This window comes from Hydrogenovibrio sp. JE_KL2, from assembly GCF_009296185.1.
Taxonomy (GTDB): domain Bacteria; phylum Pseudomonadota; class Gammaproteobacteria; order Thiomicrospirales; family Thiomicrospiraceae; genus Hydrogenovibrio.
On sequence record NZ_WBJR01000002.1, the window covers coordinates 136455 to 148796 of the forward strand.

General features: G+C 46.1%; 10 protein-coding genes. 3 read left to right on the forward strand and 7 right to left on the reverse strand.

Annotated features, from left to right (window positions below):
* Nucleotide 1: 1 nt before the first annotated feature.
* From F8R13_RS04930 to F8R13_RS04955, 6 genes are all read right to left on the reverse strand, one after another.
* Nucleotides 2-2131, reverse strand: coding sequence for a TonB-dependent siderophore receptor (locus F8R13_RS04930; RefSeq protein ID WP_152832224.1), 2130 nt, complete (start codon nucleotides 2129-2131; stop codon nucleotides 2-4).
* 165 nt (nucleotides 2132-2296) lie between these two features.
* Nucleotides 2297-2632 carry a hypothetical protein gene (locus F8R13_RS04935; RefSeq protein WP_152832225.1) on the reverse strand — a complete coding sequence of 112 codons (336 nt, stop codon included), beginning with the start codon at nucleotides 2630-2632 and terminating at the stop codon, nucleotides 2297-2299.
* 155 nt (nucleotides 2633-2787) lie between these two features.
* Nucleotides 2788-4914, reverse strand: a complete 2127-nt coding sequence (locus F8R13_RS04940; protein ID WP_152832226.1) for a TonB-dependent siderophore receptor — start codon at nucleotides 4912-4914, stop codon at nucleotides 2788-2790.
* Between the two features lie 181 nt (nucleotides 4915-5095).
* A complete protein-coding gene (locus F8R13_RS04945; protein ID WP_152832227.1) occupies nucleotides 5096-5437 on the reverse strand; it encodes a hypothetical protein in 342 nt (113 codons plus the stop codon).
* Nucleotides 5438-5631: 194 nt separating this feature from the next.
* Nucleotides 5632-7848, reverse strand: a complete 2217-nt coding sequence (locus F8R13_RS04950) for a TonB-dependent receptor (protein ID WP_152832228.1) — start codon at nucleotides 7846-7848, stop codon at nucleotides 5632-5634.
* 66 nt (nucleotides 7849-7914) lie between these two features.
* The gene (locus F8R13_RS04955) at nucleotides 7915-8253 is read right to left on the reverse strand and encodes a DUF2607 family protein (RefSeq protein ID WP_152832229.1); all 339 of its coding nucleotides are present in this window, start codon (nucleotides 8251-8253) and stop codon (nucleotides 7915-7917) included.
* 181 nt (nucleotides 8254-8434) lie between these two features.
* Between F8R13_RS04955 and pgm the strand changes: the two genes are divergently transcribed.
* From pgm to F8R13_RS04970, 3 genes are read left to right on the forward strand one after another with little or no spacing between them, the layout of a single operon-like run.
* Entirely contained in the window at nucleotides 8435-10075 is a 1641-nt protein-coding gene (pgm, locus tag F8R13_RS04960) for a phosphoglucomutase (alpha-D-glucose-1,6-bisphosphate-dependent) (RefSeq protein WP_152832230.1), read from the forward strand.
* Nucleotides 10076-10095: 20 nt separating this feature from the next.
* On the forward strand, nucleotides 10096-10455 hold the full coding sequence (locus F8R13_RS04965; protein ID WP_152832231.1) for a VOC family protein: 360 nt from the start codon (nucleotides 10096-10098) through the stop codon (nucleotides 10453-10455).
* A 26-nt stretch (nucleotides 10456-10481) separates the two neighbouring features.
* Nucleotides 10482-11027, forward strand: a complete 546-nt coding sequence (locus F8R13_RS04970) for a hypothetical protein (protein ID WP_152832232.1) — start codon at nucleotides 10482-10484, stop codon at nucleotides 11025-11027.
* Nucleotides 11028-11082: 55 nt separating this feature from the next.
* Here the strand turns inward: F8R13_RS04970 and F8R13_RS04975 are convergent, their stop codons facing one another.
* On the reverse strand, nucleotides 11083-12297 hold the full coding sequence (locus F8R13_RS04975; RefSeq protein WP_152832233.1) for an MFS transporter: 1215 nt from the start codon (nucleotides 12295-12297) through the stop codon (nucleotides 11083-11085).
* Nucleotides 12298-12342 lie beyond the last annotated feature (45 nt).

Genomic DNA, 12342 nt, shown 5'->3' on the forward strand with positions numbered 1-12342 from the left:
ATTAGAACTCGGCTTTGACCCCGCCGTAAACAACGCGTCCACGTAAAGGCCCCCAAATGTGCGCCACATCCCACTCATGATTTTGATCATAGAACAGTGGCGAATCATGTCCTGATTTTGTTTGAGTATAATCAAACATATTGTTCACGCCAGCATAGATGTTCCACTCTTTGGTCATCTGTTTAGAAATTTTCATGTCCGCGGTGAAATAAGCTGGAGCTTTAGAACCTTTGGAATCGGTTAAATTGTAGTCATTGTAATGTTGGTCGTAACCGGCGGTTTTGTAATTCGAGTATTTACGCTCGCCAATGCCTGTCACTGTAAAATTGCCTTGCCAGCCATGACCATCATAATCCGCCATTAAGCGCAAACGCGTTTCTATCGGAATAATTGTAAAGGTATCACGATAGGTTTTGTCATAGACAAACCCTTCAAGTGTCGAACCCAGCGTCCAATGATTGGTCAATTGGTAACTCGCAGTAATATCGGCGTGCTGTACATGTCCCGTACCATGTGTCGATACCAAGGTTGGTTGACTATAGTTGTCCGAATCAATTGCCGCCAAATCCTTCACGGCTGTCCAAGAGTAGCTGGTACTCATATTGGTTTTAGCGCCGGAATAGGCCAACTCATAACGTACTGACTGAGACTTCTCAAGTTTATCCACCGCCACTTGGAAACCATCGTCCAATACGCCGTGATCCGCTTCAAAAAACTGTAGCGGTACACGGTAACCTTCTCCTGCTGACAAACGTGATGTCCAATTGAAATTATGGTCATAACGAATATGCAATCTAGGGGCTAACACTGTTTTATTGAACTTACGGTTTTGATCAAGAAACTTCACGTCAATCGCATCGAAACGCAACCCCGCTGCCACTTCCAATCTTGTATTGGGTGTCCAAATATCTCGCACATATAAGCCATTTGTCTTTTTGTCATAAGAATCATTGGCAGGATGGTTTCCTCCTGTTGATTTGGACAACATTTTCTCGCTTTTGAAATCCGTTCCAATGGTGATCGCATGCTTAGTAGAAGGATAGTAATCTGCACGGGCTTCCGCATAGTAAATATCTTGGTTGGCTTTATAAGTCGTGCCTTCATAGATATCATCCGTGACACTTTTCACATAGGAACCGGTGACATGGGTAGTCAACTTAGCATTCACGTCACGCGACCATTTCCCGGTAAACTCTTGTTTCGTTGTCACAATGTTTTCTAAGAAATCACGCGCCGAGGCCTTAGCTGAATTCGGTCGGTTATTCACATTTCCGCCAACAAAAAAGTCTGGATCACCTGTGGCTGTTGATGGCTGTTGTGTTTTTGCATCCGACTCAGACTTTGCTAAGCCGCCGCCGATCATTGGGCCACCAAAAACTTCCGAACGCTGATCAGCAATACGAAAGTTCAAGCGATCTTGATTAGACGGCTGATGCCAAATCTGTGCCACGATTGCATGATTGGTTAAACGGGGGGATTCATTAACGCCGTTATTGTCAGCGTCATATTGATCAATATTGTCCGTTTGTGCACCCAGCATGACTTGGGTACGCTTGTCTTTACTGATTTTTGTACCCATGATTTGATATTTTTTGTACCCATCTGTACCGAGCGACAAATCAAGCATTAATTTATCTTCTCTAGGCTTATCGGTGACGACATTCACCACCCCCCCGATTGCCTCTGGAGCAATCAATGAAGCACCCGCCCCTCGGGAAATTTCTACCGCACTCACACCAACCGTTGGAATCGCGTCATAACCATAATACCCCTCTAAAATCGAGCTGTTAGGTACACCATTTATCATCAAGGTAGTTTGCTCGCCTTTTAAGCCGTTCAACGATATGCGCTTGACACCACACATGGAACACTCCGTGCTCACTCTGACGCCCGGTTCATTTTTTATGGCTTCTGACAAAGACCCAGCTTGCTTTGCCTCAATCGCTTTGGCCGAAATCACCTCTGTATGCACAATCGAATCTTTTACATGAGCCGTTCGGGCGTCTTTCGAACCCGACGACCCTGCGACAGTAATTTTATTTAATTCATCTTCTGCGTGAACAGTAAGTGGGGACATCATTGCACTGGTGATGAATACCACCAGCAATTTTTTCTTAAATTTGATTTCCATAACTCTTATCTCATTATTTCATTAATATTTTTGTCTGATTCTTTCAGAAAATCGCAGCACCTGAGTATTGCGAGAAGGCAAAAAGGGGCTCTATGCAAACGTGCCTAAACTAAAAATCTCACGTATCCAAAAAGTGAAAATACGGAGCAAACATTAAGGTAGACGCTATTGCATGGGCGGTGCACGCCCCAAAAATCCAGAAAGGCGAGATATAGAAACGTGAAGAAACGCCGTCGCCACTGGAAAAGAAAAATTAGGTGGAAACAACAGAAAATCTAGTGTGAAGACCCTATCATCAATGGGATGCCCTAGGCTCTGATAGATTTCACATTGTTCAGTATGATGATGGAAAGGATGTACTTCCCCATGAATAAACCCAACCGTCTTTGAAAAAACAAATAGCATCACCAGCAAAGTAATCACAGGAATGACATGCACATGCCTCTTCATACGTTTGCTAATGAAGTTTGATTGGGTCGGTAAATAAGGAAATTGCATCATGGGTGCTATTTTAGCAACCCTTTATCTAAATGAAAACTATTTTCTTTTAGTAATAGAATTAATTTACATTTTGATAGTTATTTACCTTCTATAGATTAAAAAAAGGGGGGGGTTCCCCCCTCTTTTTTATTGTTACTTTTAGGCAAGTAAAATGATTAGAACTCTGCCTTAAGCCCTCCATAAACAACTCGCCCACGTAGTGGTCCCCAGATATGTCCGGTATCCCAGGTTTTAGTGCCACTATTGTCATAGAACAATGGTGAATCATGACCTGAACCGATTTGCGTATAATCAAACAGATTGTTTACGCCGGCGTAAACTTTCCATGCCTTAGTGATATCTTTAGACACCTTCAGATCTGCGGTGACATAAGCTGGTGCTTTAGTTCCTTTTGAATGCTGCATGGCATTATCGTCATAATGCTCGGCATAACCAGTGCTCGGATAATCCGAGTATTTGCGTTCGCCAATTCCTGTCACGGTCAAATTACCTTGCCAACCGTGGCCATCGTAGTCCGCCATCAAGCGTAAACGGGTTTCGATCGGAATGACACTAAAAGTGTTCTTATAGGTTTTATCATAGGCAAAGCCCTCTAGCGTAGAACCCACTGTCCAGGCATGGGTCAATTGATAGCTGACACTGATATCCGCATGTTGTACATGACCCGTTCCGGCGGTAGATACCAACGTTGGGGTGCCACTGGATTCATCAATTGCCGCAAGATTCTTAACCGCTGTCCAGGAATAACTGGTCGTCATATTGGTTTTAGCACCGGAATACGCCAATTCATAGCGAGCTGATTGGGATTTCTCAAGTTTATCAACCGCAACCTTGAAGCCATCATCGAGAATACCATGCTCTGCTTCAAAGAATTGTAGCGGTACACGGTAGCCCATCCCCGCTGAAAAGCGCGATGTCCAGTTAAAGTTATGGTCATAACGAACATGCAATCTCGGCGCCAGAATCGTTTCATTGAACTTACGGTGCTGATCAATGAAATTAACGTCAATCGCATCCAAACGCAAAGCACCCGCCACTTCCAAACGTTGGTTCGGCGTCCAGATATCTCTTAGATAAAGACCATTCGATTTCTTATTATAAGAATCGTTCGCAGGATAGGTTCCACCTGTCGAAATCGATAACATCTTGTCATGCTTGAAGTCGGTCCCTACCGTAATGGCGTGCTGCAACGATGGATAATAGTCGGCACGAACATCGACATAGTAGATATCTTGATCCGCTCGATAGGTGGTACCTTCATAGATGTCATCTGTATTGGTTTTGACATAAGAACCCGTCAATTTGGTTGTCAGTTTCGCATTGACGTCACGAGACCATTTCCCGGTAACTTCCTGCTTAGTGGTGGTCACGTTTTCCAAAAAGTCACGCGCCGTGGTTGCGCCACCTGCCGTATTCGGCAAATTATTGACATTATCTCCAATAAATCCGGGACTGCTTCCCGTGGCTTGAGTCTTAGCATCCGATTTGGACTTTGCCAGCACGCCAACCATCGGCCCACCAAACATCTCGGCACGCTGGTCCGCTAAACGCAATTCAAAACGGTCTTTATCCGCCTGATGCCAGACTTGCGCCACCACACTATGGTTGTCCAACATAGGCGATTCACTCACGCCATTATGGTCGCCATCATATTGGTCAATATGATCTGTCTGCGCGCCCACCATCATCTGTGTGCGTTTATCCTTACTGATTTTGGTGCCCATAATTTGGTATTTTTTGTAACCGTCGGTTCCCAAAGATAAATCCAACATCAACTTATCTTCTCTAGGCTTGGCGGTAACAACATTGATAACCCCGCCAATGGCTTCTGGCGCAATCAAGGATGCACCGGCACCGCGCGAAATTTCCACTGAAGTAACGCCGACCATTGGTATAGCGTCATACCCATAATAGCCTTCCATAATCGAGCTGTTCGGCACACCATTAATCATCAAAGTAGTGTGTTCACCTTTCAAACCATTCAAGGAAATACGTTTGGCGCCACACACCGAACATTCGGTGCGAACATCCACACCCGGCTCATTCTTGATGGCTTGCTCTAAAGAGCCGGCCTGCTTATCTTCAATGGCTTTAGCGGAAATCACATCCGTATGTACAATCGAATCTTTGACCTGAGCGGTGCGAGATTCATGTTTAGGAGCTTCTTTTTCGCTGACCGAGATTTCATTTAATTGCTCATCAGCAAAACTATTCGATACCGGTGCCACCATCAAACTACTGACAGCAGCCACCAGCAACCTCTTTCTAAAAACTGTTTTCATAAAAATTCCTATATCCGTTCATCAACTCTGCACAACGCATCGCTGAAATATCCCTTTTCGCAGTCATACTGCGACACTGAACAAACAGTTTTCTTACCTAGAATACAAGTGACGCACGCACGGCAAAAGCCAAGTGCACACCTTCGTGTCACGACTCAACGCAAGAAAACGACAATCAAAATTAAATTGATAGGAATGGTGGAGCACGTCCCCAAAAGGCAGGATAAGTAGAGGTGTAAACCTGCGAAACCGCTTCAGAAGTTTGAAGCGCATAAACAGGTTTTGAAAGCTGCAAATCGACTTCATAAACATCATCCGAAACAGGATGCGCCAATGCTTGGTAGATTTCACAAACTTCTGTGTGTTGATGAAACGGATGCACCGTGTCATGAATCATTCCCGCCGTTTTGGCAAACAGAAATATCGCCATCAGCACGACAATGCGTGGCATCATGCGTGCGTCGACCCATGCACCCTGGAGGGCATATCTCAATTTGGCAATCGTTAAAGGGGAAAATTTCATAAGCGCAATTCTAACAAAACGCGCCAGATCTACTAAAGAATTTCTCTATATTTTCAACGATTTTTATCTATAGTAACAGCCCCCAACCTGGCAGATTTTGGCTATTTTGTTGGCGTTTTTGAGATTTGGTTTTGAACGACTTTAAGAAGGGAACCGTCAGAATATTCTGACGGTGTATTTAGACGCCTAGACGCTTAAAACGTCATGCTGGCATGAAGACGGAAATTGCGCCCCATTCCTTGCGCATAGCCTTTATAAGTATCTAGGAAATCGCGATAAGCGGTATCGAACAAATTTTGCACCGTCAAATCAAGTTTCAATGGATACTGTCCAAGTTTGACCTCGCCACCAGTTTGCAGGTTCCACAACCAATAGGCATCCGTCGACGCCACACCAAAAGGCGTGCTGTCAAATTGGCTGAATGGCTCATACGCCCCCGCAGAATCCTTCGCCGCGACATACTTAGTCCCCAAACCAAGATATGGCTTATGCCACCAGCCCTGATTTCGGAAAGTATAGTCCGCATTCAAGGTAGCATTGTTGGCAGGCATCAATGGCAAGTCACGGTTGTTTTTGGTATCGCGCCCCTGCATCACTTCTGCCGTGGCACGCCATTGCAACTGGGATGTCATCTGATATTTCGCCGACCATTCAACCCCTTGAATCAAGGCATTGGTCTGAGCGTTAATCATCTTACGATACGGATAATTCAGGTTCTGCGTTGCCTGACAATTGCCATCATGATCACAGTAGAGCGTTTGCTCGGTGTTCTCCAGAACGATGTAGTTATCGACCCAATTGCTGTAAACCGCCAAGGTGGAGTGCAAGGTTGAGGACTGCCAAGTCGCCGCCAACTCACTATTGATGGAAGTTTCCGCTTTCAGGTTAGGGTTCCCCAGTTGATAGGCCTGTACGCCACCATGCGCACCAGATGCATAGAGTTCAAAAATGGAAGGCGCTCTGAAGCTACGCCCTAAATTTCCGGTAAAAGTCCAGTTTGAAGTGGCATGATACGCCAACCCCAATGCACCTGACCAATCTGAGAAATCGCGCGAATTATTGGAAGCATCATAGACTTTGGTTTCATCCCAAAAGTGTGCGTTCTCCGCACTCAAAGGCGCTTTCACCTTTTGCGTATCGTAACGCACACCGATTTCAACATCCCACAAATGCCCCACACCCGCTTGAGATACAAACGACTGCTTCTCTACCATAAAAACGCCTGTACCATTTTCTTTGGCGCTGGGCGTTAAGTGTCCCGAGCGCAGTTTCTGATCTTTGTTGAAGTGACTCACGCCAAACTCACCAGACCAACCGAAAAACGCCGGATGTTCTACCGCCAGTTGATAGTCATCACGATGCACGACAATGTCCAAATATTCTTCGTCATCTTTGTAGGCAGCCATTTTTTCATAAACGACTTCATGCATGGCTTCACGTTGGTTGCGGGTGTGACCATAACTCGGTTTGAACACCCAGTCTCTTGCGAAAAACTCCGCCTTCAACTGCGTTTCTTCATTCTTCAGTTTTTGGCCTGCTGATGGCAACAACTCATAACCGCTTGCTGCAGCTTCAACGCCTAGATAGTTTTGTTTGGATTGCCAAACGTTATGGCGCAATTCCACTTCGCCCCAATCTCCCTGATACCCCAGCCCAATAACCGCGGCTTCCGACTCGAAGTTGGTATAAGGCGTGGTTCCTGTCACCAAAGGTTTCGTTCCTGCCGGATCACCCGGTTTCACATCGCCCGCTTCGGTCGTATTCGGCGACACGAAATCATTGCCTTTTCGTTGGGTAATCCCCCCCACCAAACCAACACCATTGGATGAGAATTTCGCCTTAGCACCTATCATGGTTTCATTATTGTTGGAGTTCACTTCGCCCATCAATTCGCCGGAAGTTTTGGTCTGGCCCTTTCCGGCATAATCAATTTGCGGGCCGGATACATTCACCGCCGACTTCACCGCCTGACTCGAATATTTCAACCCCTGAGGACCCCGAATCACTTCCAAGTTTTCCATCAATGCAGGATCAACATTCGGGTTATGGCGCGTTCCTTCCGCTTGATATTCCATCGCCATGCCATTGGACAACACCGGCAGACGTAACGAAGTATCACCGCGTACCACTGGTTTGCCGGACTGACTGCCAGATGACAAATTGTTCACCCCCGGCAAACCGTCCAAGGCTTCACCAAGTGACGCAGTGCTACCGCGTTCCATTTCCGAAGCTTCTGGGTGTAAAGTGGTAGAGGTACTGATATGTACCGGTTTTAAGGTTTCTTCTCGTCTTTCTTCAACGGAAACAGTTTCCAGTTCCGTGACATTTCTCTGCGTTTCTTCCGCCCAGGCAGCCTCAAAGGTTGCTCCTGTTGCAATAAGAATGGCAGACACAAGTTTCTTACGAAGCATGTCTTTCTCCTAAATTTTGTCAAATTTTCAATTCACCGGCGCGCAAAACGCGGGCTAAAAGCTCGATCAGACAAAACTAGGTGGTGCACGCCCCCAAAAGGCAGGATAAGTAGAGGATGTACGTTGAGAAACGACAACCGAATCATGAAGTGTATATTCAGGTACAGAGATCGGCAACTCAAGCTCGGCAACCGTATTACCGGTGTGATGCGCCATCGCTTGGTAAATATCACACTCTTCCGTGTGATGATGAAAAGGATGAACCTCATCATGAATCAGCCCCGCCGTTTTGGCGAACAGAAACAACGCCAACAGTAACGCGATGCGCGATGCCATGCGGCTGGAGTACCAAGCAGACTGAGCGGCTCTGCGTAGTGTTGAAAGATTAAAGAGTGACTGATTCATATCTTCAATTTTAGCAAACTCGTCAACCCCTATTTGCAACTTTCAAAAAACTTCTCACCCCCCAACCTGGCAGATTTTCAGCCACTGCAGCCGGGCTATGCACGAAGTCATGCAAACGTCATTTCAAATCACTATAATCAAACGAAACCCTCGCTGTTTAAAATGACTAAAAGGAAGCCTCATGCCAATTTCGCCACTTGCCGGAAAGCTCGCACCAGATACGATTCTTGAAAACATCCCGAAACTGGTGTCTGACTATTACACCCTGGTTCCCGATGTAAATAACCCAGATCAGGTCGTGAGTTTCGGCACCTCAGGGCACAGGGGCAGCTCCAGTAAATGTACCTTTAACGAAACGCATATTGCTGCGGTGTCTCAGGCAATTGTTGAGTACCGTGCGGCACAAGGCATCAATGGCCCGCTGTATATTGGTATGGACACCCATGCATTATCCGAGGCGGCGCATGCCACGGCGATTGAAGTGTTTGCCGGCAACGGCGTTGATATCATCATCCAAGACAATGGGCGTTACACGCCAACCCCTGTGATCTCTCATGCGATTCTGACTTACAACCAAGGCAAAACCGATGGTTTAGCAGATGGCGTGATTATCACCCCATCACACAACCCACCGCAGGATGGCGGCTTCAAATACAACCCACCTAATGGTGGGCCGGCAGATTCGGATGCGACCAATATCATTCAAGCCCGTGCGAATGAAATCATCCGCAACGGCATGGAAGAAGTTGATCTGATGGATTTGGCGGACGCTTTAGAGTCAGAATTTGTCACCAAAGCTGACCTCATCATGCCTTATGTCAAAGATTTGGACAAAGTGGTCAATATGCAAGCCATTAAAGACGCTGGCTTGAAGTTAGGTATTGATCCATTGGGTGGCGCGGCGATTCACTACTGGCAACCGATTGCCGACTACTACGGATTGAATCTGCAAATCGTCAACCACAAGGTGGACCCGACTTTCTCTTTCATGACCGTCGATAAGGATGGCAAAATTCGCATGGATTGTTCTTCGCCTTACGCCATGGCAAGCTTGATTCAACTCAAAGACAACTACGACATCGCGTTCGGCAATGACCCGGATGTCGATCGCCACGGTATCGTCACCCCATCGGTCGGGCTAATGAACCCTAACCACTACCTTGCGGTGGCCATTCAATACCTTTGCACGCATCGACCAAATTGGTCGGATGATGTCAAAATCGGTAAGACCTTGGTTTCCAGCTCCATGATTGACCGAGTGGTGCATTCGCTGGGTAAAAACCTGTCTGAAGTCCCTGTCGGATTCAAATGGTTTGTAGACGGCTTGGTGACTGGCGACTACGCATTCGGCGGTGAAGAATCCGCCGGCGCTTCCTTCTTAAGACTGGACGGCACCACTTGGAGTACCGACAAAGACGGTATCATCATGAATTTATTGGCAGCTGAAATCACTGCCGTCACAGGTAAAGACCCAGGCGTGTTATATCAGGAGCTGACCCATCAATTCGGCAACCCGATTTACACCCGTATTGATGCGCCGGCGAATCGTGAAGAAAAAGCCATCCTCAGCAACCTGTCACCGGACATGGTAAAAGCCAGTCACTTGGCAGGCGAGGAAATCACCGCCAAACTGACGCACGCACCAGGCAATGGCGCAGCGATTGGCGGGCTGAAAATCACCACCGAAAACGGCTGGTTCGCGGCGCGCCCCTCCGGCACCGAAGACATCTACAAGATTTATGCCGAAAGCTTCAAAAGCCAAGCGCATCTCGAAGCCATCGTAGAAGAAGCGCAAGCTATCGTCTCTGATGCGTTGAAATAAAAATAAGAAAGGAGAACCCAATGCCAACAAAACTGCACGGCCAACTTAACTACGTTGAATACCCAGCTTATGATTTAGAAGCCACCAAAACTTTTTTTCATGCGATGTTCGACTGGAAATTCACCGACTTCGGTATCGACTACTGCTCATTCACCAGCGAAGAAATCAACGGTGGATTTTACCGTTCTAAACTAACCAGCACGCAAGCCGCTGGTGGTGCCTTGTTGATTTTTTACAGTGAAAATTTGGAAAAATCACTCGCCAAAATAGAAAGCAATGGTGCACAAATCAATAAACCCATCTTCTCTTTCCCAGGCGGTAGACGCTTTCACTTTATCGAACCCAGCGGCAATGAGTTTGCGGTTTGGAGTGACCACTGAATTTTTAAAAAATCAAAGCCCACATCATGAAACAATTTTTAAGATACCAAATTTCTGGAACCGTTTTTATTATCTGGGCTTTACTGTTCTATATTAGCTGGACGCTAGATATTTACTCAAATGGAATGCCTGACGAATTTTTCCAACTCTTTCTGTCTTGTGCTTATGATGCATTTCATGAAAGCATCTGGATACTCGCTTTTTCGGCCTTACCAATTGGAGTGCTGATTCATCAGTTCTCGGTAATCATCAAGAATCTATTTGGATTACGCTTGCTTCCCGCACTAAGCGACCGCCCGAGAATTGAAATACTAAATGGTTTCGAGTTGTCTCATGAGAGAACACAATACATTACTGAGCACATCAGCAACTTAAACTCTTTTTACTACGTAAGAGTAGATAACGGTCTCTTAGCGCCTTTACTAGCTTTTATAACCGTTAGCTTCATTTACGGCTATCCCAATATTTTTTTAACAACTCTCGCTGTAATTATTGGATTCATAACTCTAGCCTATGTTCCTAGAATTTATTGCGAATTAAAACAATATTACTCATGTTTAGACACCCAATAAATTAGATACAGACCACTTACTGCTTTCAATCAATTAAAAATCTGCCAGGTTGGGGTTAGTTGGCTGGCCGAACGCGTAAATCCGGCAAGAAAAGCGCTACCACGCCAACCAATGGCAAAAATCCGCAAAATTCCACCAAGGATTCAATGCCATAATGGTCGGCAAAATGACCCAACATGGCTGCGCCTATCCCTGCCGTACCAAACGCAAAACCGAAGAACAGCCCTGATATAGCACCTACTCGGTTTGGGAACAACTCCTGCGCATAAACCACCATGGATGGAAATGCCGAAGCCAACACAAACCCAATAATAAACAGCAAAATAGACTGCCCCTCCAGTCCAACATGTGGCAGCGCAATGGTAAAAGGCGCAACGCCTAAAATTGATAACCAAATCACCCGCTGACGCCCGATTCGATCACCAATCGGCCCGCCCAACAAGGTACCAGCAGCCACGGCAAATAAAAAAATAAACAAATGATATTGTGCAACACGCACCGACAAATCAAAGTGATGCATTAAATAAAACATAAAGTAATTATTCATGGCTGCGAGGTACAAAAACTTTGAAAACATCAACAGCAACAACCCACCCAACACCCACAACTTGAGTGCCTTGGATAAGTGGTTATCCATCAGCTGACGCTTCGCTTTTGGTTTGCGGTGTTGGGCGGCTGACCATCTGCTCACCATAAACAACACCCCCATTGCCAATAGAGCGGCAGCACTAAACCAAGCGATACTACTCTGTCCATTTGGAATCACTATTAATGCGGCAAGCAACGGGCCTGCGGCAGACCCACCATTACCACCTACTTGAAAAATAGATTGCGCCAAACCGGGTTGATTGCCAGCCGCCATTCTTGCTACACGTGAAGATTCTGGATGAAAAATGGATGACCCCACGCCCACCATAATCGCACCGACTAAAATCATGTGATAGGTGGGCGCCAACCCTAACGTGATAAGACCGCCGAATGTAAACCCCATCCCTACCACCAATGAATAAGGCGCGGGACGACGATCCAATGCCTGACCGATCAAGGGTTGTAATATTGAGGCTGTGAGCTGAAAGCACAGCGTAATCAAACCGATCTGGGCAAAGGTTAAACTGAAGTTGGTCTTGAACAACGGATAGATAGCAATCATTAAAGATTGCATCAAGTCGTTCAAAAAATGCGAAATGCTGATAGCACCGAGCACTCGATATTGGGTTAGATGTTCCGGTTTGGTAACCTGTGGCGGTTCAGACAGCGAAACAGATGACATGACAGGCACACTCTTATCTCATAAACCTGTATTATACAACAACCA

What these genes read in the sequence shown, in the direction of transcription:
- F8R13_RS04930 (WP_152832224.1), bottom strand. Translation starts at nt 2,131, where the DNA reads ATGGAAATCAAATTTAAGAAAAAATTGCTGGTGGTATTCATCACCAGT.
- F8R13_RS04935 (WP_152832225.1), bottom strand. Translation starts at nt 2,632, where the DNA reads ATGATGCAATTTCCTTATTTACCGACCCAATCAAACTTCATTAGCAAA.
- F8R13_RS04940 (WP_152832226.1), bottom strand. Translation starts at nt 4,914, where the DNA reads ATGAAAACAGTTTTTAGAAAGAGGTTGCTGGTGGCTGCTGTCAGTAGT.
- F8R13_RS04945 (WP_152832227.1), bottom strand. Translation starts at nt 5,437, where the DNA reads ATGAAATTTTCCCCTTTAACGATTGCCAAATTGAGATATGCCCTCCAG.
- F8R13_RS04950 (WP_152832228.1), bottom strand. Translation starts at nt 7,848, where the DNA reads ATGCTTCGTAAGAAACTTGTGTCTGCCATTCTTATTGCAACAGGAGCA.
- F8R13_RS04955 (WP_152832229.1), bottom strand. Translation starts at nt 8,253, where the DNA reads ATGAATCAGTCACTCTTTAATCTTTCAACACTACGCAGAGCCGCTCAG.
- pgm (WP_152832230.1), top strand. Translation starts at nt 8,435, where the DNA reads ATGCCAATTTCGCCACTTGCCGGAAAGCTCGCACCAGATACGATTCTT.
- F8R13_RS04965 (WP_152832231.1), top strand. Translation starts at nt 10,096, where the DNA reads ATGCCAACAAAACTGCACGGCCAACTTAACTACGTTGAATACCCAGCT.
- F8R13_RS04970 (WP_152832232.1), top strand. Translation starts at nt 10,482, where the DNA reads ATGAAACAATTTTTAAGATACCAAATTTCTGGAACCGTTTTTATTATC.
- F8R13_RS04975 (WP_152832233.1), bottom strand. Translation starts at nt 12,297, where the DNA reads ATGTCATCTGTTTCGCTGTCTGAACCGCCACAGGTTACCAAACCGGAA.